Origin of the sequence: Aequorivita capsosiphonis DSM 23843 (genome assembly GCF_000429125.1) — a bacterium.
In the GTDB taxonomy this organism is placed as follows: domain Bacteria; phylum Bacteroidota; class Bacteroidia; order Flavobacteriales; family Flavobacteriaceae; genus Aequorivita; species Aequorivita capsosiphonis.
Genome location: NZ_AUBG01000010.1, coordinates 49024 through 69423, shown reverse-complemented (window position 1 = coordinate 69423; position 20400 = coordinate 49024). Strand labels below are relative to the sequence as shown.

Genomic DNA, 20400 nt, shown 5'->3' with positions numbered 1-20400 from the left:
ATGGGACAAATAAAAACAACACCAATACCAAGAGTCCAGAATATATCTAAAGCTGACTTTATTAAAAACTATTACAAACCTCAAAAACCTGTTTTAATTGAAGGTTTGACCAAAAACTGGAAAGCTTTCCAGAAATGGAATCTCGATTATATTCAACAACACGCAGGCGATCAAACGGTTCCATTGTATAACAATGAACCTACCAAAGGAAAGCAGAATTCTGCTGAACCGGCGACCGAAATGAAAATGGCTGATTATATTGAGTTGATAAAAAACAAACCAACAGATCTGCGTATTTTCTTTTATGATCTTAAAGTGAAACTACCCGAACTCTTAAATGATTTTGAATATCCAGATATTGGACTCAAATTTTTTAAAAGACTGCCCGTGCTATTTTTTGGGGGTGAAGGTTCTAAGGTTCTGCCGCATTACGATATGGATTTGGCAGATTTGGTGCATTTTCATTTTCAAGGCACTAAAGATGTGATGTTGTTTTCACCAGAACAGACCAAGTACATGTATAAAATTCCTTTTGCCGTACACAACTTGGAAACCATTGATCTAGATAATCCTGATTTTCATAAATATCCTGCACTTCAATATTTAGAAGGCTTGCAAGCTACTATGAAACACGGTGATGCACTGTATATGCCCAGCGGTTATTGGCACTATATTAAGTATTTGGATGGTGGTTTTTCAATGACACTTCGTGCTTTTCCACGTCATGTGGGGCGTCTTGGAAATATGCTGTATAATGTCTTCTTTATGCGTCATTTTGAAAATGTGATGCGTAAATCTTTTGGGCAGAAGTGGATTGACCACAAGGAGAAACGCAGTTTATCGAAAACCAATCAACGCGCAGCAAAGCTGAAAAAACAATCTCTTTAAGATGAAATATTTGGAAAAAATATTCGCGTTTGCGATTCTATTATTTTTTCTGAGTTCCTGTGGCGTTTCTAAATCTCTTCACAATAGGCCAGATCATAGTGCTTATGACGCGACAATTCCTAAAAGAGTAAAAATTAACGACTCCACATTTATAGCAGGCAACAATTTTCTATTGAAAAACGAGCAGGCGCAATGGGAACTTTATGTGGAGGGAAATCCATTGCAAATTGGAAAAATAACGGGAAGTCTTACCCAAGAGTTGATGCAAAAGCAAGAAGCTATATTTTTTAATAAGGTGGAAGAATTTGTGCCTTCAAAATTTCAACAGTATTTTTTGCGAAAATTTTTGGCCTGGTACGCCAGAAAGATGTACTTGCATATCCCAGAAGAGTATAAGGCTGAAATCTATGGAATGTCAGAATATTCATCTTCAAATTTTAGTGAGATTGGCGAACCATATCTACGGTTGCTCTATTTGCATGCCGCTCACGACATTGGTCACGCCCTACAGGATTTAATGTTAGTTGGCTGTTCTTCTTTTGCCGTTTGGGGCGATAAAACCATAGATGGGGAATTGTTGATTGGAAGAAATTTCGATTTTTATGTTGGCGATGATTTCGCTAAAGAAAAAATTATTGCTTTCGTAAATCCTACAGAAGGCCATAATTTTATGTCCGTTACTTGGGGCGGGATGATGGGTGTGGTATCTGGAATGAACGATCAAGGTTTGACGGTCACTATAAACGCAGGAAAATCTGAGGTTCCATTGGTTGCAAAAACCCCGATTTCCATAGTTACGCGCGAGATTTTACAATACGCGTCAACTATTGAAGAAGCAGTTGAAATCGCAAAGAAACGAGAAGTGTTTGTTTCCGAAGCGATCTTTATTGGAAGTGCGAAAGATAAAAAAGCCGCGATCATTGAAGTAGCGCCGGATAACTTCGGCGTATATGATGTTGAAAACACCGATGAATTAATCTGTTCCAATCATTTTCAAAGTGAAGCTTATAAAAATGATGAACGGAATTTAAAATGGATTGCTGAAAGTCATTCCAAGTACCGATTTGACCGGATGGAAGAATTAATTTCTGAGCAAAATAAATTGAATGTGCCAGATGCCGTGGCAATTCTTCGCAATAAAAAGGGCTTGGATAATAAAGAAATAGGTTTTGGAAATGAAAAGGCCTTAAATCAATTATTGGCGCATCATGGAATTGTTTTTAAACCTGAAAGCGGCAAAGTTTGGGTTTCTTCAAATCCGTATCAATTAGGTGAATTTGTAGAATATGATTTAGACGAAGTCTTCAGTAATAGAGAAGGCAATCCTTCAATGACTACGCTTTCAAGTCCAAAAGAAAATGTTCCCGAGGATCCGTTTGTTCATTCAAAGGAATATAAAGATTATGAAGCTTATCGGATTTTGGAGCGGGAAGTGGAAGCGGCAATTTCAAAAGAAGAAAATATATCACCCGAGACACTTTCGGCATTACAACAAAAAAATCCTGAGTATTGGAAGGCGTATTATTTAACGGGAAAGTATTACTTTGGAAAAAAATATAGGGCCGCAGCAAGAAATGCGTTTGAAATGGCCTTAACTAAAGAGATAACAACAGTTCCCGATAAGGAGCGGATTGAAAAATATCTTCAAAAACTAAAAGAATAACCCTGCCTGCCGGTTGGTAGGTCTGTGCTCTCCGTGCCTCTGTGGTTAATTTTTCACCACAAACACACAGAGAGCACAAAGAAAAGCTCGAAATGATCCCAGATATAGAAAAAGCAACATCAGCGGAAATAAAAATCCTTCAGGAAGAAAAACTGAAAGAGACTATTCACTATTTAAATGAAAAATCGCCTTATTACAAGCGTTTCTTTAAAGAGAATGGTATTCAAGTTTCAGCTATAAGAAGTTTGGAAGATCTTCAGAATATTCCTGTGACTACAAAAGACTATCTGCAACAATTTAATGATGACTTTATTTGTGTTCCTAAATCTGAAATCATTGATTACGTAACCACTTCCGGCACTTTGGGCGATCCAGTGACATTTGCCTTAACTGATAAAGATTTGGACCGCTTGGCTTATAATGAAGCCATCTCTTTCGCTTGTTGCGGGGTTGGGAAAGAAGATACATTGCAATTAATGACCACCATGGATCGTCGGTTTATGGCGGGCTTGGCTTATTTTCTCGGGGCTCGGAAACTGGGCTCGGGTATAATACGCGTGGGTTCTGGAATTCCTGAACTACAATGGGATTCCATTTTAAAGTTTAAACCCACTTATTTAATAACCGTTCCTTCTTTTCTTTTAAAGTTGATTGAATATGCGCAACAGCATAAGATAGATTTAAAAAATACGGGAGTTAAGGCTGCTATTTGCATTGGGGAGCCAATCCGCGAACAAGATTTTTCATTAAACGTTTTGGCTAAAAAGATAAAAATGGATTGGGACATCGAACTTTTTTCTACCTATGCTTCCACAGAAATGAGTACGGCCTTCAACGAATGTGAAACGCACCAGGGAGGACATCATCACCCAGAACTACTAATTGCTGAAATTCTTGATGATAACAATCTGCCTGTTGTTGAAGGCGAGGTAGGCGAGTTAACTATTACTACACTGGGGGTTGAGGCGATGCCGTTATTGCGATTTAAAACAGGGGATCTTGTTCAAGCACATTATCAACCATGTGATTGCGGCAGGAATACCATGCGATTGGGCCCTGTAGTTGGCCGTAAAAAGCAGATGATAAAATATAAGGGAACCACGCTTTATCCGCCGGCAATGTATAATATCCTCAATAATTTTCCAGAGATTGATAGTTATGTTATTGAGATTTTCCACAATGAGTTAGGAACGGATGAAATACTAATAAAAGTTGCTACTTCAGCTATTTCGGAAGAATTATTACTTCAGATCAAAGACCACTTTCGGGCAAAACTGCGGGTAGCACCTACCATAGAATTTGCTTCCGCAGAAGAAATAAAGGAACTTCGTTTTCCTCCTTTAAGCAGAAAACCTGTAGATTTGATAGATAAAAGAGTGTAAAATTTTCTTTGGAAACGATAGCTTTGGTTCAAATATCGGATGAAGATAATTTTACTCTTCAATTAAAACGCTTTCCTGCTCCAGTCTCCAACTATATTTTTTTTCAGAAGTTTGGTCCATTTCAAAAACGGAATAATAACGAATCACTTGCATACTGTCCTTAGGATTGTCTTTTATAGGTATCAAGGTATCGCTCATATTGCTTTTGTGAATATAAAAACGGTTTACGGGCTGGTTCCACATAGAGTCCTTCCAAACAAATAAATGATATTCATTAAAATTAGTATCTAAAGAAATTGCGTTCACCAATAAATTATCTTGGTCAAAATTCTTAAGTTTTAATATCTTTAAATGCGCTCCTAGGCTTTCTGGAATGCTAATTTCAGGCAATTTATCTTTTTCGAAACTAATAAGCGTTGTTTTTGTTGAAGTATCAATTTCTTTTATGAAGGCATATACAGAGTCTCGATTTCCAATAAAGTCTGCTCTTAAAGCACCTTCAGGAATACCAGTTTTTGTTTTTGAATTAATTGGGGTTTCCGAAGTTATTACATCCATTTCTGAATTGTTCCCATTTTTAAACTCGTTACAGCTAAACAACAGAAACACTAATACCAAGGTCAAATACTTCATTTAAATCTTAAAAGTTATCACTGGCATATTTGCGTGGTTTACCATATCTTCACTGATGCTTCCATTAAAGAAGTGGGAGATTCCTTTACGGCCGTGGGTTCCCATCCCAATTAATTGAGCATTGATAAATTGTGTGAAATTGAGGATTCCTTTTTCAACTGAAGTGTCGTTGTAAATATTAAGGGAGTAATTTTCAACGCCCATTCCTCTAACAAAATTCTCCATAATTTCCTGAGCTTGCACAGAAGTTTTAAAACCTGCTGGGGTGTTCACGAAAAGCAAATGCATTTTAGCTCCTACTTTTTTTGCAAATTTTTGTGCTTTGTCTAAAGCGCTGCGGCCTTCTTCTGAAAAGTCAGTGGCAAACACGAAATCATTTATATTAAAATCTGGGTGATTGTTTTTTATTACCAGTACGGGAGTTTCGGAGGTTCGCACCACTTTTTCAGTATTGCTTCCTACAAACATTTCCTTAAAGCCACTAGCGCCATTGGAGCCCATCACAATAAGATCGATGTTGTTTTTTTTACACGCTTCTTCAATATCTTCATAGATCTCGTTATGGCCTATTGCTTCGTTAAAAGAAATGTCTTGTAAATAAGGTTTTTCACGAAGTTCCCCAAAGCGTTTTTGAGCGAGTTTGATAAAGAATAAAGACTCAGGAAGGCTTCCGGTATTGGACTTTGTTGAAAGATTCAGTGGCATTTCCATAGAGTGGATAACAAAGATCTCACTGTCGTGTTCCTTTGCGATTTTTAGCGCTACTTTCAGGGCGTTTTCTGCTTGTTCCGAGAAATCTGTGGGTACTAGAATTCGTTTCATAAATGTTGGTTGTTTAAATTTTTTTAGGTCGTATCAAATTACAAAAATAAATCGTTTGGCGTTGGTTTTTATAATATTAAAATTTATAGTATATTTGCACCGAATTTGATACTAAAATATCTGAGGGGACTAAAGTCCCCTCTTTTTATAGCTTAAACTAATGCGTGAAAAAGTAGCACAACTGCTCAAAAATGCGCTTGACAAAAACAAGTCACTGTTTTTAATCGACCTTACTATTTCTGAAGATAACCAAATAAGGGTCATTCTGGACGGCGACAAAGGCGTTACAGTCGAGGATTGCATGGCTGTTAGCCGGGAAATTGAACATAATTTAGATAGGGAAGAATATGATTTTTCTTTAGAAGTTATGTCTTCGGGCGTTTCGGAGCCTTTAACTTTACCGAGACAGTACAAAAAAAATATTGGAAGAACACTTAAAGTGAAAACCACAAAAGAAGAAAAAATTGAAGGGGAGCTTATTGCTGCTAACGATGAAAGTTGTACTTTAACATGGTCTGCGCGTGAGCCCAAGCCTGTAGGTAAGGGGAAAGTAACCGTTCAAAAAGAGGCTGTATTGCCTTACAAAGATATTATGGAAGCAAAAGTTATGATAACATTTTAATTGAATTGATATGGAGAACTTAGCACTAATCGATTCTTTTTCGGAATTTAAAGACGATAAACAAATAGATAGAGTAACGCTTATGGCGATACTTGAAGAAGTTTTCAGAAGCGCACTTAAAAAGAAGTACGGAAGTGACGATAACTTTGATATAATTGTAAACCCAGATAAGGGCGATCTTGAAATATGGAGAAACCGAATTGTGGTTGCAGATGGTGAAGTAGAAGATCCAAATGAAGAGATTTCGTTGTCAGCTGCTCAAAAAATCGAACCTGATTTCGAAATAGGTGAAGATGTTTCAGAAGAAGTGAAATTAATAGACCTTGGCCGTCGCGCTATTTTAGCACTACGCCAAAATCTTATTTCAAAAATACACGAACACGACAATACTATTATATATAAGCAGTTTAAAGACCTTGAAGGAGAAATTTATACTGCTGAGGTACATCACATACGTCACCGTGCTGTTATTTTATTAGATGATGAAGGAAATGAGTTAATTCTTCCAAAGGAAAAGCAAATCCCTTCAGATTTCTTTAGAAAAGGAGATAACGTTCGTGGAATTATTGAAAGTGTTGACCTAAAAGGGAATAAGCCAACAATAATCATGTCTCGTGCAAATCCAATTTTTCTTGAAAAATTGTTTGAACAGGAGATTCCAGAAGTTTTTGATGGATTGATTACCGTTAAAAAAGTAGTTCGTATTCCTGGTGAGAAAGCGAAAGTAGCCGTTGATTCTTACGATGACCGTATTGATCCAGTTGGAGCCTGTGTGGGAATGAAAGGATCCAGAATTCACGGAATTGTTCGCGAATTGGGTAATGAGAATATTGATGTTATCAATTATACAAGCAACCTCAACCTATATATTACACGAGCTTTGAGCCCTGCGAAAGTAACTTCAATCAAAATTGATGAAGAGAAAAAACGCGCTGAGGTTATTCTTCGTCCAGAGGAAGTGAGTAAAGCGATAGGCCGTGGTGGTCACAACATTCGTTTGGCCGGGCAATTAACGGGTTACGAAATAGATGTAATTCGTGAGGGTGCTGAAGAAGATGTGGAATTAAGTGAGTTTTCAGATGAAATTGAAGGCTGGATTATTCAAGAATTCAAAAAAATTGGATTGGATACCGCTAAAAGCATCTTGGAGCACGATATCAACGATTTGGTTAAGCGTACAGATCTTGAAGAAGAGACTATACGTGATGTAATTAATATATTAAAAGAAGAATTTGAAGAGTAGTTGAAACTTTAATTACTTTTATACAAATTTTTTCAAAAGACAAAACAGGAGAAGCATTTATGGCTGAAGTAAAAAAGAAAAGGCTAAGTCAGGTATTACGAGAATTCAATATCTCGTTGGATCGTGCCGTGGAATTTTTAGGTTCCAAAGGGTTCGAGGTGGTCGCTAGTCCCAATACCAAAATATCGGGTGATGAATACCAAGTCCTTTTTGAAGAGTTTGAAACCGATAAGAGTAAGAAAGATGCTTCCAAAGAAGTAGGGGAGGAAAAACGTAAGGAGAAAGAAGAACTTCGTTTGGAGCGTGAGCGCGAGCTGGAAGAAAGACAGAAAAAGGAGGAAGCTTCGCGGGTTGTTAGAGCCGGCGTAAAATTGGACGGACCAAAGCAAGTGGGCAAGATTGACCTAGATTCTGGAAAGGCCAAACCTACCCGTCCGGCAGAGGGGGAAGAAAAAGCTAAGCCAGAAGAAAAACCGGTTGAAGCCGAAGAACCTAAAAAGGAAGAGACTAAAGAACCTGAGGTTGTAGCTGAACAACCTAAAGAGGTAGAAAAGGAGAAGACCGAAGCCAAGCCAGAGGCTCCTGCCAAAGAAGCGGAGAAGAAGGAGGAGAAAGAAAAGGTTGAAGAGAAGAAAGCGGAGGAGGACGTAAAGCCTTCTGAGAAACCTAAAGAAGCTCCTGTTGCAAAAGAATCTTCTAAAGAACCTAAAGAAGAGGTGAAGGAAGATCCTAAAAAAGAAGTAAAGGAAGATTCAAAAGAAGAACCTAAAGAAGAATCGAAGAACGGAATTTCCAAAGATTCGGATACGGTAACAACACAATACCGCAAACTTGATGGTCCTAACTTTACGGGTCAAAAAATTGATCTTACTCAGTTTAAAAAACCAGAAAAGAAAAAAGATCCTAAGGCTGCCGACAAAAAAGATAAAAAAGGAAAGAGACGCCGCATTAGTAAGGAAACTCCAAAAGCTGCTGGTTCTAATAATACTAGAGACAATCGTAGTGGACCAGGCAGAAAATCGCGAAGCAATACACCAAAAGAGGAGCCTAGCGAGGAAGAAGTACAAAAACAAGTACGTGAAACCTTAGAAAAACTTCAAGGGAAATCTTCTAAAGGAAAAGGTGCAAAATATAGACGTGATAAACGAGATACGCACCGTCAAAAAACGGAGGTTGAACTAGCGCAACAAGAAGCTGATAGTAAACTGATAAAGGTTACTGAGTTTGTTACTGCAAGTGAAATGGCAACTATGATGGACGTTCCTGTCACCAAAATTATTTCTGCGTGTATGTCACTGGGAATGATGGTAACGATGAACCAGCGACTAGATGCCGAAACCTTAAGTATTGTTGCAGATGAATTTGGTTATGAAGTAGAATTTGTAACCGCAGATATTGAAGAGTCCATTGATCACGAAGTTGATGCGCCTGAAGATCTTATCCATAGAGCACCAATTGTTACTGTAATGGGTCACGTTGACCACGGTAAAACGTCACTTTTGGATTATATTAGAAAAGAAAATGTGATCGCTGGGGAATCTGGTGGAATCACACAACATATTGGTGCATACGGTGTAGAACTTGAAGGCGGTCAAAAAATGGCCTTCCTTGATACTCCAGGACACGAAGCGTTTACCGCGATGCGTGCTCGTGGAGCCCAGGTTACTGACCTTGCAATTATTGTAGTAGCTGCAGATGACGCCATAATGCCGCAAACAAAAGAGGCTATTAGCCATGCACAAGCTGCTGGTGTGCCTATTGTTTTTGCGATCAATAAAATAGATAAACCAACGGCAAATGCAGAAAAGATTAAAGAAGGCTTAGCCCAAATGAATCTTTTGGTAGAGGATTGGGGTGGTAAAATCCAATCGCAGGATATTTCTGCGAAAACTGGAGAAGGGATAAAAGAGTTGCTAGAGAAGGTATTATTAGAAGCCGAGTTACTAGAACTTACTGCAAATCCAGATCGTCGTGCAAACGGTACTGTGGTAGAGGCATTCTTAGATAAAGGTCGTGGTTATGTTTCCACTGTACTGGTGCAAGGCGGAACCCTTAAAGTGGGTGATTATGTTCTTGCAGGACAGCACAGCGGAAAGGTTAAAGCGATGCAGGATGAACGTGGTAATACAGTAAAAACAGCTGGTCCATCAACCCCTGTTTCAGTACTTGGTTTGGATGGTGCGCCGCAGGCTGGAGATAAATTTAATGTATTTGATGACGAACGCGAAGCAAAAACTATTGCTACTAAACGTACTCAACTACAAAGAGAACAATCTGTTAGAACACAACGTCATATTACACTTGATGAAATTGGAAGACGTATTGCTCTTGGAGATTTCAAGGAATTGAACATTATCCTTAAAGGAGATGTGGATGGTTCGGTAGAAGCATTGACAGATTCTTTCCAGAAACTTTCTACTGAAGAGATTCAGGTGAATATTATTCACAAAGCGGTAGGGCCTATCACCGAAAGTGATGTCTTGTTAGCTTCTGCTTCTGATGCCATTATTATTGGTTTCAACGTTCGTCCAATGGGTAACGCCCGTCAAATTGCTGACAAGGAAGAAATTGATATCCGTACATATTCTATTATATATGACGCTATCAACGACTTGAAAGATGCGATGGAAGGAATGCTTTCCCCAGTAATGAAAGAGGAAATTACTGGTACAGCTGAAATTCGCGAAACATTCAAAATTTCGAAAGTTGGTACTATTGCAGGTTGTATGGTATTAACCGGGAAAATATTCAGAAACTCTGGTATCCGTCTTATCCGTGAAGGAGTTGTAATTTACACAGGTGAGCTTTCCTCTCTAAAACGTTTTAAAGACGATGTTAGGGAAGTAGCGAAGGGTTACGATTGTGGTATTCAAGTTAAGAACTACAACGACATCCATGAGAATGATATTATTGAAGCATTCCAAGAAGTTGCTGTTAAGAAGAAGTTGAAATAATTCAAGAATTCTATAAATTTCTAAAAGACCTGAAAATTAATTTTTTCAGGTCTTTTTTTTGCTTTTCCTGCAAGGCATCATTGCGAGGTACGAAGCAATCTCCTTGTAGGTTTAGATAATTTGCTTCTTATAATATAAATGGATTTACTCCTTTATAAATTTATTGGTTTCTACTTTTCCATTTTCAGTTTCAATGTTTAAAAAATAAAGACCACTGGAAAGATTTGAAACATTTATAAAACCTTTTTTTCCAAAATCTAAATATGGAGTGCTTAAAACTTTTCCTTCTAAATTCACGATTTTGATTGCTAGGTTTCCCGTTTCCTGTTTTGAGGTTATAGTCAATTCACTTTGTACTGGATTGGGAAAAATTGAAAAAACTTTTTCTTGTTGCGTTGCGATGCCTAAAAGACAATCTTCGGAATAATTGACAACTACATCCCACGCTGAGTATGGCAATTGATTGGTTTGCGCTGCCGCTAAATCATCTACTTCCATACACGGAATTGGCTCACAGGGTTCACCAAAATCCAACGAACAATGAATCAGCACATCTACTAGTATCTGGTTGTTCCCAGATTGAAGATTTATAGCCGTTAACGATGCCATATTTAAAAGGTGTAGTTTTTCTAATGCAGCGTTATTGCTTAGCTCCAGAATTTCAATAATATTGGTATCAGAAGGAAGGCTTGCTCCTAACGATAATTCCTTAAGCAATAAATTGTTTGATACATCTAGATCACTGAGCAAGGAAAGGGAGCAGTATAAATACTCCAATAGGTAGTTACTCGTTACATCTATAACTACTAGTTCAAGACTATTGTCTATCACAAGTTTTTTTAGATTATTATTTTCGATCAAATGCGAGGAGGTTATTGTGTTATACGAGACATTAAGATCTTCTAAAGATGCAAACCCCTCAATTCCAGTTAGATCGTGAACAAACCTTTCTGAAACATCCAAACTTATAATAGCCTCAATATCACTTGTTAAAACTTGCCCATTAACAACGCCATCGCTGTCAATGCCCAAATCAATAAGGGCTTGCTCAAAAATAGGGTCTGGAATGTTGGTTATCTGTGCGTAAAAATTAAATGCATTTAAACTTAAGACAAAGAAAAAAATAACAGATATTACTTTTTGTACGGATATATTATATCGTTTTTTCATAATCCAGAATTTTAAGGTTAGTGTTTTGCAAGAGTTTTAGAATCCAATGCTCTTGTTAATTCTCCAAAAAGAGATATTAAAGTTGTTTTGCGAGAACTATTGAAATAAATGCTATCCGTAGATTGAATATAGGCTCCAGGAGGATCTGGTGTTGTGTTAGGTGGAGTTGCGCAAAAATCATCTGTTTGTGATTAAGAAATAGAGCCAAATAACAATAAAAGCATTGTTAAGATTCCAATACCAATTTTGGCGTTGGTGTATCCGTGTGCCCGTGTGACCGTGTGTTCCATAATTCTATCCATTATGGTTAGTTAATTTCTTAAAGATATCTTAAAATTTTAAAAAATAAAAAAGGGTTTTTCCTCTTCTATCTGCTATAAAGTTTTTTGGAAAATGTTTTTAAGTACCGATGTTATGCTGTCAGACAAAGTAGAAGGCTTGTAGATTTAGATGTTGAGGCGATCATTTTTGGGAAGCGTAATAGAACTACCGTAATTAATTCATTGGAATCACAATACATCTTTAATAATAAGATAGCGCCCAATTTAGCGTTTCGCCATTATTATATTTTAAAGGAGTGCATAAGGTTTTTATGTTACAGAACGATGGAGAGCTCACTGAGAACTCAGTTTATAACAAAAGCGAGAATGCCACATGCAATAGTTGGAATATCGTTCTTCGCTTTACGTGGTGGTTTGCGCCCGGTAGTCAACTTACCTTGTTATATGGGACGCTATGGAAAGTTATGTGATTGATTCCCGCATTCATTTTTCAAATAACTTTAGAAACCTGTTTGATGAACCACAGTTAAATAGTCTTTCGCTGCGAATTAGTTATTATCTTGATAATAACAGCGTGAAAAACTGGTTAGGTCCAAAAAAGAGAGTCCAAGATACTGGGTTTAAAAAGCGAGATGATAAAACAGGAAAATCAGCATGTTTAAAGAATACTGGTTTTAAGATCTAAGCAATTTACTTTCTGCGTTCCGGCTTTAGAATAAAAGCTGAAGAAAAACTCTTCTGAATTTCTAGAAGTGCTCTGTCTGCTTCTATGCGCGTGGTAAAATTCCCTGCCCAAACTTTGTAGTTAGGGGTTTCATATTCAATAGAAGCGGGCCAATCTCCAAAAGAGGATCTATATTTTTTAAGAATGGCGTCGGCTTGGTTCAATTCGCCATAATACAGTTGTATGGTATATCCATCAGAAAGCTTGTTGTCTTTTTCCAAGGCCTTCTTTACAGTTAGTAGCTGTGTTACTTTTTTGTCTTGGTTAACCGTTAATGTTGCACTTTGTGCAAAACCTTTGTCACTAATGAAAATCACTAATAGACTGACAATAATAACCTTGGAAACATTTTTAAAATTCATAAATTTGATCTTTTGTGCAAATGTAAAACTTAATAACTTGATGAGGGGCGAATTTATTATTTAGAACAAGTATAAATTGGTAGTTAACACTTTGTTTGCATTTCCCAAATCGACTTTATAATGTATTTTTGCTCCTTTATTTGCGGTGCGGGATGAGCATTTAGATATATTTTTAAGCTAACTAATTCTGCGCCAAACTATCGACAATAATTTAATCATTAGTATGAAAAAGGTGAATTTTATACATCTACGCTCAAAATTGCCACTTCTCTTGTTAGTGTTTTTACTAACATTTTCAACTACCATATATTCTCAGGATGAAGCTGCTGCTGCATCTCAAGAAGCACCGGCAGATGCTGCTGGTGGTGATGTAGCTGCGGGTGAGTCACTGTTTAAAGCAAACTGTGCTGCTTGTCACAAGCTGGATAAGAAAGCTGTTGGACCAGCCTTGAGAAATGTGGCCGATCTGTTTGACAAAGACTGGTTGCACAAGTGGATTAAAAACAGTCAGGGTCTTATTGCTTCAGGCGATGCGCAGGCGAATAAGATTTTTGAGGAAAACAATAAGATGATCATGCCTCCTTTTCCGGGACTTTCGGATGAGGATATCGATAATATTTTAGCTTATACAAGTAAGCCCAAGGCAGAGCCAAAAGCTCCTGTTGCCGATGCAGCTGCTGCGGGCGGTGCGTCAACTGGTGGCGGAGGTGTTTCAAATGGACTTGTGTTAGGTGCGCTAGCGCTTATCTTCTTGCTGTTGGTTATTATGCTTTACTTGGTGACTAACACCTTAAAGCGAATAGCAGAGGCAAATGGTGTTGTTTATGAGAAGGAAGAAAAAGAAAAGCGACTTCCTATATGGAAAGCTTTTGTTCAAAATCAATTTTTGGTTATGGTCTTTTCTATTGTCTTGATACTTGTGGGTAGTTATTTTGCCTATGGTTATATGATGCAGGTTGGGGTAGACCAGGGGTATGCTCCGGTTCAGCCAATTCACTATTCACATAAAATACACGCTGGGGACAACCAGATTGATTGTAATTTCTGTCATAGTTCTGCTAGAAAAAGTAAAACTTCAGGGATACCTTCATTAAACGTTTGTATGAACTGTCATAAGAATATTTCAGAAGTAGCTGAAGATACTGCTACGGAAGAATATTCAAAAGAATTTTACGATGGTGAGATAGCAAAATTATACAAGGCTGTAGGCTGGGATGCTGAAAACCAAGAATATACTGGAAAAACGGAGCCTGTTAAATGGGTTCGTATCCATAATCTTCCTGACTTCGCATATTTTAACCACTCTCAACACGTAACTGTTGCGGGTGTTGCCTGCCAGACTTGTCACGGTGAAGTTGAGAAAATGGAAGTTATGGAGCAGTTTGCTCCGCTTACTATGGGATGGTGTATCAGTTGTCATAAGGAAACCAACGTAAACTTGGCGAACAATGAATATTACGCCAAAATTCACGAAGAGCTTTCCAAAAAGTATGGTGTTGAGAAATTAACGATCGCCGAACTAGGAGGAATAGAATGTGGTAAATGCCACTATTAATTAAGTTTTAAAGGAAAATTACAGATAGCAATATGTCATCAAACAAGAAATACTGGAAAAGTGTTGAGGAGCTGAACGAAGCCAGCGCGATTGTTAAGGCGCTGCAGGATAATGAGTTTGTAACTGAAATCCCTACAGACGAATTTCTTGGCGATAAAGAAGCCTTGGAGTCTTCTTCAACCACGCGTCGTGATTTCTTAAAATATGTGGGCTTTACTACTGCTGCAGCTACTTTGGCGGCTTGTGAAGGACCCGTTGTTAAGTCAATCCCGTATGTTGTTTTGCCGGATGAAATAGTTCCTGGTGTAGCAAATTATTACGCTTCAACAATGACCGATGGTTTTGATTTTGCCAATATCTTGGTAAAAACCCGTGAAGGCCGTCCTATTAAGATTGAAAGAAACGATTTGGCAATGAATGGCGGAAGCGTAAATGCACGTGTGCAAGCTTCTGTGTTGTCATTATATGATAAAAACAGATTAACCGGTCCATTGGTTGAAGGTTCTGAAGTGTCTTGGCCAGAGTTTGACACTGCCGTAGCGCAGAAGATGAATGAAATGTCTGGAAAAGATGTTGTTCTTCTTACACAAACATTTGCAAGTCCATCAACTTCGAAACTAATTTCTGAATTTACTGCCAAATACCCGAACGTACGTCACGTTGTTTATGATACAATATCGTGTTCCGGAGCTTTGGATGCATTTCAGAATAAATATGGAACCCGTGCATTACCGGACTATGATTTTTCAAAAGCCGATGTAATTGTATCTGTGGGAGCCGATTTCATTGGAGATTGGCAAGGTGGAAGTTATAGTAAGGGTTATGCGAAGGGAAGAATGCCGAAAAACGGCAAAATCTCGCGTCATATTCAGTTTGAAGCAAACTTAACCTTGACTGGAGCAAAGGCAGATAAACGTGTTCTTGCAACTCCATCACAACAACTTGAAATTTTAAAAGCATTAACTGGTGGTAGTGCTTCAGGTTTACCTGAAAATATCGCAGATGCTGTAAACAAAGCAAAAGCACAACTTCAAAAAGCAGGTGGAAGAGCGTTGTTGGTAACTAGTTTGCCAGATGTTGCTTCACAAACTATGGCATTAAACTTTAATGCGAATAGTCAAGCAATGGACGCAAACAAGCCCTTGCTTACAAGACAGGGAAGTAATTCTGAAGTAATGAATGTTGTGAACGGTGTTGTCTCAGGATCGGTAAAAGGATTGATCACCGTAGGTGTAGATCCTGTGTACTCGATGCCGAATAATACAGAGTTTGCTCAAGGTTATCAAAACCTTGAAATGAGCCTCGCTTTTGGAATGAAACAAGATGCAACTGCATCTATGGCAAAAATGGTTGCCGCAACACCACACTACCTAGAGTCTTGGGGGGATGCACAACTTAAAAAGGGCACTTTTAGCCTTGTACAGCCAACTATTCGTCCGCTATTCAACACACGTCAATTTCAAGACTGTTTGTTGCGTTGGACGGGTAATCCACAAAAATATTACGATTATATAAAAGATAGTTGGAGCAACTCGATTCTTGCGGGCGGTTCTTGGAATAAGGCTTTAGAAGCCGGGGTTTTTGCAAGTAATGCAGAAATTACAATGGAAGAAGTGAAGCCTTCAACTGAAGGAGCTGCTTCTATGGAAGAGAGTACGTCTAACGGTGCACTTTCTACACTGTTCCAGGAAGGCGGTTATGAGATGACTTTATATACTTCAACTGGTTTGGGTGATGGTCAACAGGCCAACAACCCTTGGTTACAAGAATTTCCGGATCCCTTAACAAGAGCTTCTTGGGACAACTATTTGACTATGTCGCAAGTAGATGCCGAAGGATTAGGTCTTGTTAATGAGAATGTTTCCAACGGTGCATTAAACGGTAGTTACGTAAATGTGACTATGGGCGATGTAGTGCTTGAGAGCGTACCCGTTATCATTCAACCTGGGCAAGCAAAAGGCTCTGTTGGTATGGCTTTGGGTTACGGTAAAACCGCAGCTATTCAAGAAGAAATGCAAACTGGTATTAATGCTTTTCCACTTTACCAGAACTTCTCTGATGTTCAAAAGGTTTCTATCGAGAAGGCTAGTGGAATGCACGAGTTTGCCTGTGTTCAATTGCAGAGTACTATGGCGGGGCGTAGCAATGATATTATTAAGGACACTACCCTTGAGATTTTCAATACAAAGAATATAAAGGAATGGAATGCCGTTCCTGAAGTTGATTATGATCACGCACCAGTTGAAGTCCGGGATAAAAAGGCCGATATATGGAGCCCGTTTGATACTTCTATTGGCCATCACTTTAATCTTTCTATAGACTTAAATGCTTGTACTGGTTGTGGAGCCTGCGTTATCGCTTGCCACGCCGAGAATAACATTCCAGTTGTAGGAAAAGATGAAGTGAGAAAATTCCGTGATATGCACTGGTTGCGTATTGATAGATATTACTCAGCAGGTGAAACCTTTAAGGATGAAATTGAAATGTCTGAGAACCTTCCGGCTTTTGATAGCTATGAGGCGGTGGAAACTCCGGCATACGAAAATCCACAGGTTGCTTTCCAACCTGTAATGTGCCAGCACTGTAACCACGCCCCTTGTGAAACTGTTTGTCCTGTTGCGGCAACTTCACACGGTCGTCAAGGACAAAACCAAATGGCGTATAATCGTTGTGTAGGTACGCGTTATTGCGCAAACAACTGTCCTTATAAAGTGCGTCGTTTTAACTGGTTCTTATATAATGAGAATGACGAGTTTGATTACAATATGAATAATGATCTTGGTAGAATGGTGCTTAATCCAGATGTGGTTGTGCGTTCTCGTGGGGTTATGGAAAAATGTTCCTTATGTATTCAAATGACTCAAAAAACTATACTCGATGCTAAGCGTGAAGGAAGACCTGTAAAAGACGGAGAGTTTTCTACAGCTTGTGTAAATGCTTGTGAAACTGGAGCAATGGTTTTCGGAGATATTAATGATGAAGAATCTGAAATTCTTAAAAAGAAAGAAGATGATAGAATGTACTATCTTCTTGAGAATGTTGGAACCAAACCGAATGTTTTCTATCATATGATTGTCAGAAACACATCGGAAGCATAAAAATTTTAATCAAGAACCTAATTATCTAATAATTAAATATGTCGTCACACTACGAAGCACCTATAAGAGAACCACTGGTTCTGGGAGAAAAGTCTTACGCTGACATCAGTGCAGATGTAGCAGCTCCTGTTTTAGGCAAAGCAAATAAATCTTGGTGGATTGTTTTTACCATAGCCCTTATTGCATTTTTATGGGGTTTAGGGTGTATCATCTATACAGTTTCAACAGGTATTGGAGTTTGGGGATTGAACAAGACCATTGGATGGGCTTGGGATATTACAAACTTTGTATGGTGGGTTGGTATTGGTCACGCAGGAACACTGATTTCTGCGGTATTATTACTTTTCCGCCAAAAATGGAGAATGGCTGTAAACCGTTCTGCTGAAGCAATGACCATTTTTGCGGTTGTTCAAGCGGGGTTATTCCCTATTATCCACATGGGGCGTCCTTGGTTGGCGTATTGGGTTCTTCCTATTCCAAACCAATTCGGATCTTTGTGGGTTAACTTTAACTCACCCCTACTTTGGGATGTTTTCGCGATTTCAACCTACCTATCTATTTCATTAGTGTTTTGGTGGACAGGTCTATTACCTGATTTCGCAATGATTCGTGATAAGACCGAAAGTCCTTTTCAGAAAAAAATATATGGAATCCTTAGTTTTGGATGGAGTGGTCGCGCAAAAGACTGGCAACGTTTTGAGGAAGTTTCTCTTGTTTTGGCTGGTTTAGCCACGCCATTGGTACTTTCCGTGCATACTATTGTATCTTTTGACTTTGCTACTTCGGTAGTTCCTGGATGGCATAGTACTATTTATCCTCCATACTTTGTGGCGGGAGCTATCTTCTCCGGATTTGCGATGGTACAAACCCTGCTTATCATAATGAGAAAGGTTTCACATCTGGAAAGCTACATCACTGTACTGCATATTGAGTATATGAACAAGGTAATCTTACTTACTGGTGGGATTGTTACTGTAGCTTATGGAATCGAATACTTTATCGGTTGGTATTCTGGAGTGCCGTATGAAAACTACACCTATCTATCTTTTGGTGCCGCTACCGGTCCATACTGGTGGGCATTCTGGGCATTGATAACGTGTAACTTTATTGTGCCCCTAACCCTTTGGGTTAAGAAATTGCGAAGAAATATTATGTGGACATTCTTGGTAGCTTTGATCATTAACATCGGAATGTGGTTTGAACGTTTTGATATTATTGTAGTGAACATGAGTAAAGACAGATTGACTTCTTCTTGGACATTGTTCCAGCCTACTTTTGTTGATATAGGAACCTTTATGGGTACTATTGGTTTCTTCTTTGTTCTTTTCCTCCTTTATGCACGTACATTCCCTGTAATTGCTCAAGCGGAAGTAAAAACAATTTTGAAGACTTCTGGAGCTGGATTTAAAAAATTGCGCGCCGATCACGGTGATAATGTGAGCCACGTGCAGCACGTTGAAGAATATCCGGCTGAAGCTGGGCCAGCAGCAAATGTAGAAGGAAAACATTTTGATTCTCCATTTGTTAATCCAACTGACGAAGATTTAGAGAATAGCAATGTCGATTTCGGGCAACATCAGCAAAAAATTGACACATTGATCGCTACTGTTGGTACTTTTGACCCAGCACTTCAAAAACAAGATAATCTTAAGAAGATTAATGGAGTTGGTCCACTAATGGAACAGAAACTTCACCAATTGGGAATCTTTACTTTTGAACAAGTAAGCAGAATGACCGATCGCGAATACGATTTATTGGATGATATTATTAGTGAATTCCCAGGAAGAGCCAAACGTGATGATTGGGCTGGACAGGCACTACTATTAAAAAATAAAAAATAATTATGGCTGCTAAAAAGATACACGCTATTTATACAGATGACGACCTGCTAATGCAGGCCGTTACTCAAACTCGTGCGGCAAACTATCATATTTCTGAAGTGTTTACTCCATTTCCTGTTCACGGATTGGATCACGCCTTAGGGCTCGCACCAACTCGACTTGCAATTACCTCATTTCTTTATGGATTGGTGGGGCTAGCAGTCGCTATGTTAATGATGAATTATATGATGATTGACGATTGGCCACAAAATATTGGAGGTAAACCGAGTTTTACCTTTTACCAGAATATGCCAACTTTCATTCCTATTATGTTTGAGTTGACTGTGTTTTTCGCAGGTCACCTTATGGTAATAACTTTTTATATGCGCAGTAAGCTTTGGCCTTTTAGAAAAGCCGAAAATCCAGATATTCGTACAACGGATGCGCATTTTCTAATGGAAGTTGATGCGGATAACCACGATATACAAAAACTTTCAAAGTTTTTGTATGACACTGGGGCATCAGAGATTAGTTTAATTGAAAACGACCAAGAGCATTAATATGAAAACACTTATAAACATAGGAATTGCCATTATCGTCTCAGCGAGCATGGTTTCTTGTTTTAATGATAAAAAACCGAATTATCAATATTTCCCTAATATGTATGAACCGGTTGGTTATGAAACATACGGAGAATATGATATTTTCCCAGGACAACAGGAAGCAATGATGCCAGTTGAAAATACGGTACCACGTGGTTTTGTGCCTTACGAGTATGATGATAGCACGGAAGGTTTGGAATTAGCAAAGGCTGAACTTCAAAGCCCGTATGAGGTTACTGAAGAGAATCTTGCTACTGGAGCACATCTATATACCATTTATTGTGCAGTTTGCCACGGTGATAAAGGCGACGGAAAAGGAATTTTAGTTACCCGTGAGAAATTTTTGGGTATCCCTAGTTATGCTGATGCCGGCCGTAATATAGTTCTTGGTGGTATTTATCACGTTGAAACTTATGGGTTGAATGCTATGGGCTCTTATGCTTCACAAACAAATGAAAAGGAGCGTTGGCAAATTGCCATGCACGTTATGGATTTAAAAGCATCCCTTAAGGGCGAGCCTGGAATATTGGAAACTACAAAAGCAGAAGCCAATACAGCTTCTGAAACTGAACCTAAATAAA

The 20400-nt window shown here is 38.5% G+C and carries 17 protein-coding genes and 1 pseudogene; 14 read left to right on the top strand and 4 right to left on the bottom strand.

Translation table 11 applies throughout. The features are described from left to right. The 3 genes from G440_RS0108075 to flxY all read left to right on the top strand — a co-directional run bounded on the left by G440_RS0108075 (position 1) and on the right by flxY (position 3933). Entirely contained in the window at positions 1-888 is an 888-nt protein-coding gene (locus tag G440_RS0108075; protein WP_026450840.1) for a cupin-like domain-containing protein, read from the top strand. 1 nt (position 889) lies between these two features. Further along, the gene (locus G440_RS0108070; RefSeq protein WP_026450839.1) at positions 890-2551 is read left to right on the top strand and encodes an acyl-CoA--6-aminopenicillanic acid acyl-transferase; all 1662 of its coding nucleotides are present in this window, start codon (positions 890-892) and stop codon (positions 2549-2551) included. A 92-nt stretch (positions 2552-2643) separates the two neighbouring features. Beyond that, a complete protein-coding gene (gene flxY, locus G440_RS0108065) occupies positions 2644-3933 on the top strand; it encodes a flexirubin biosynthesis putative acyl-CoA ligase FlxY (RefSeq protein WP_026450838.1) in 1290 nt (429 codons plus the stop codon). A 51-nt stretch (positions 3934-3984) separates the two neighbouring features. On the opposite strand, the gene G440_RS0108060 is transcribed toward flxY, so the two are convergent. Continuing rightward, the gene (locus G440_RS0108060; protein WP_026450837.1) at positions 3985-4566 is read right to left on the bottom strand and encodes a hypothetical protein; all 582 of its coding nucleotides are present in this window, start codon (positions 4564-4566) and stop codon (positions 3985-3987) included. Further along, positions 4567-5388: a universal stress protein gene (locus G440_RS0108055; protein WP_026450836.1), complete on the bottom strand. Its 822-nt coding sequence runs from the start codon at positions 5386-5388 to the stop codon at positions 4567-4569. It lies immediately after the preceding gene. A 160-nt stretch (positions 5389-5548) separates the two neighbouring features. On the opposite strand from G440_RS0108055, the gene rimP reads away from it, so the two are divergent. The 3 genes from rimP to infB are packed head-to-tail and all read left to right on the top strand — an operon-like array spanning position 5549 to position 10207. Further along, positions 5549-6010 carry a ribosome assembly cofactor RimP gene (gene rimP, locus G440_RS0108050; protein WP_026450835.1) on the top strand — a complete coding sequence of 154 codons (462 nt, stop codon included), beginning with the start codon at positions 5549-5551 and terminating at the stop codon, positions 6008-6010. Between the two features lie 10 nt (positions 6011-6020). Beyond that, complete coding sequence (gene nusA / locus G440_RS0108045) at positions 6021-7253, top strand: transcription termination factor NusA (RefSeq protein ID WP_026450834.1); 1233 nt, start codon at positions 6021-6023, stop codon at positions 7251-7253. Positions 7254-7312: 59 nt separating this feature from the next. Beyond that, positions 7313-10207: a translation initiation factor IF-2 gene (gene infB, locus G440_RS0108040; RefSeq protein WP_026450833.1), complete on the top strand. Its 2895-nt coding sequence runs from the start codon at positions 7313-7315 to the stop codon at positions 10205-10207. Positions 10208-10351: 144 nt separating this feature from the next. On the opposite strand, the gene G440_RS21480 is transcribed toward infB, so the two are convergent. Beyond that, positions 10352-11377 (bottom strand): T9SS type A sorting domain-containing protein, encoded by a 1026-nt coding sequence (locus G440_RS21480; RefSeq protein ID WP_026450832.1) that lies wholly within the window; start codon positions 11375-11377, stop codon positions 10352-10354. A 386-nt stretch (positions 11378-11763) separates the two neighbouring features. Between G440_RS21480 and G440_RS21600 the strand changes: the two are divergent. From G440_RS21600 to G440_RS21590, 3 genes and pseudogenes are all read left to right on the top strand, one after another. After that, a pseudogene (locus G440_RS21600) lies at positions 11764-11886 on the top strand (hypothetical protein); the annotation flags it as partial. Between the two features lie 83 nt (positions 11887-11969). Then, positions 11970-12128 (top strand): DUF5916 domain-containing protein, encoded by a 159-nt coding sequence (locus tag G440_RS21595; RefSeq protein ID WP_281170758.1) that lies wholly within the window; start codon positions 11970-11972, stop codon positions 12126-12128. Beyond that, positions 12113-12343 (top strand): DUF5916 domain-containing protein, encoded by a 231-nt coding sequence (locus tag G440_RS21590; protein ID WP_026450831.1) that lies wholly within the window; start codon positions 12113-12115, stop codon positions 12341-12343. Before G440_RS21595 ends, G440_RS21590 begins: the two co-directional genes overlap by 16 nt. A 5-nt stretch (positions 12344-12348) precedes the next feature. On the opposite strand, the gene G440_RS0108015 is transcribed toward G440_RS21590, so the two are convergent. Further along, complete coding sequence (locus G440_RS0108015; protein ID WP_034259234.1) at positions 12349-12744, bottom strand: SPOR domain-containing protein; 396 nt, start codon at positions 12742-12744, stop codon at positions 12349-12351. A 223-nt stretch (positions 12745-12967) separates the two neighbouring features. Between G440_RS0108015 and G440_RS0108010 the strand changes: the two genes are divergently transcribed. From G440_RS0108010 to G440_RS19660, 5 genes are read left to right on the top strand one after another with little or no spacing between them, the layout of a single operon-like run. Next, positions 12968-14299: a c-type cytochrome gene (locus G440_RS0108010; RefSeq protein WP_026450829.1), complete on the top strand. Its 1332-nt coding sequence runs from the start codon at positions 12968-12970 to the stop codon at positions 14297-14299. A 32-nt stretch (positions 14300-14331) separates the two neighbouring features. After that, positions 14332-17397 carry a TAT-variant-translocated molybdopterin oxidoreductase gene (locus G440_RS0108005; RefSeq protein ID WP_026450828.1) on the top strand — a complete coding sequence of 1022 codons (3066 nt, stop codon included), beginning with the start codon at positions 14332-14334 and terminating at the stop codon, positions 17395-17397. A gap of 38 nt (positions 17398-17435) precedes the next feature. Continuing rightward, positions 17436-19238, top strand: a complete 1803-nt coding sequence (nrfD, locus tag G440_RS19665) for an NrfD/PsrC family molybdoenzyme membrane anchor subunit (RefSeq protein ID WP_084426664.1) — start codon at positions 17436-17438, stop codon at positions 19236-19238. A 2-nt stretch (positions 19239-19240) separates the two neighbouring features. Next, positions 19241-19777, top strand: coding sequence for a DUF3341 domain-containing protein (locus G440_RS0107995; RefSeq protein WP_026450827.1), 537 nt, complete (start codon positions 19241-19243; stop codon positions 19775-19777). A 1-nt stretch (position 19778) separates the two neighbouring features. Next, positions 19779-20399 (top strand): c-type cytochrome, encoded by a 621-nt coding sequence (locus tag G440_RS19660; RefSeq protein ID WP_051285229.1) that lies wholly within the window; start codon positions 19779-19781, stop codon positions 20397-20399. The last annotated feature ends 1 nt before the right edge of the window (position 20400 follow it).

What these genes read in the sequence shown, in the direction of transcription:
- G440_RS0108075 (WP_026450840.1), top strand. Translation starts at nt 1, where the DNA reads ATGGGACAAATAAAAACAACACCAATACCAAGAGTCCAGAATATATCT.
- G440_RS0108070 (WP_026450839.1), top strand. Translation starts at nt 890, where the DNA reads ATGAAATATTTGGAAAAAATATTCGCGTTTGCGATTCTATTATTTTTT.
- flxY (WP_026450838.1), top strand. Translation starts at nt 2,644, where the DNA reads ATGATCCCAGATATAGAAAAAGCAACATCAGCGGAAATAAAAATCCTT.
- G440_RS0108060 (WP_026450837.1), bottom strand. Translation starts at nt 4,566, where the DNA reads ATGAAGTATTTGACCTTGGTATTAGTGTTTCTGTTGTTTAGCTGTAAC.
- G440_RS0108055 (WP_026450836.1), bottom strand. Translation starts at nt 5,388, where the DNA reads ATGAAACGAATTCTAGTACCCACAGATTTCTCGGAACAAGCAGAAAAC.
- rimP (WP_026450835.1), top strand. Translation starts at nt 5,549, where the DNA reads ATGCGTGAAAAAGTAGCACAACTGCTCAAAAATGCGCTTGACAAAAAC.
- nusA (WP_026450834.1), top strand. Translation starts at nt 6,021, where the DNA reads ATGGAGAACTTAGCACTAATCGATTCTTTTTCGGAATTTAAAGACGAT.
- infB (WP_026450833.1), top strand. Translation starts at nt 7,313, where the DNA reads ATGGCTGAAGTAAAAAAGAAAAGGCTAAGTCAGGTATTACGAGAATTC.
- G440_RS21480 (WP_026450832.1), bottom strand. Translation starts at nt 11,377, where the DNA reads ATGAAAAAACGATATAATATATCCGTACAAAAAGTAATATCTGTTATT.
- G440_RS21595 (WP_281170758.1), top strand. Translation starts at nt 11,970, where the DNA reads ATGTTACAGAACGATGGAGAGCTCACTGAGAACTCAGTTTATAACAAA.
- G440_RS21590 (WP_026450831.1), top strand. Translation starts at nt 12,113, where the DNA reads ATGGAAAGTTATGTGATTGATTCCCGCATTCATTTTTCAAATAACTTT.
- G440_RS0108015 (WP_034259234.1), bottom strand. Translation starts at nt 12,744, where the DNA reads ATGAATTTTAAAAATGTTTCCAAGGTTATTATTGTCAGTCTATTAGTG.
- G440_RS0108010 (WP_026450829.1), top strand. Translation starts at nt 12,968, where the DNA reads ATGAAAAAGGTGAATTTTATACATCTACGCTCAAAATTGCCACTTCTC.
- G440_RS0108005 (WP_026450828.1), top strand. Translation starts at nt 14,332, where the DNA reads ATGTCATCAAACAAGAAATACTGGAAAAGTGTTGAGGAGCTGAACGAA.
- nrfD (WP_084426664.1), top strand. Translation starts at nt 17,436, where the DNA reads ATGTCGTCACACTACGAAGCACCTATAAGAGAACCACTGGTTCTGGGA.
- G440_RS0107995 (WP_026450827.1), top strand. Translation starts at nt 19,241, where the DNA reads ATGGCTGCTAAAAAGATACACGCTATTTATACAGATGACGACCTGCTA.
- G440_RS19660 (WP_051285229.1), top strand. Translation starts at nt 19,779, where the DNA reads ATGAAAACACTTATAAACATAGGAATTGCCATTATCGTCTCAGCGAGC.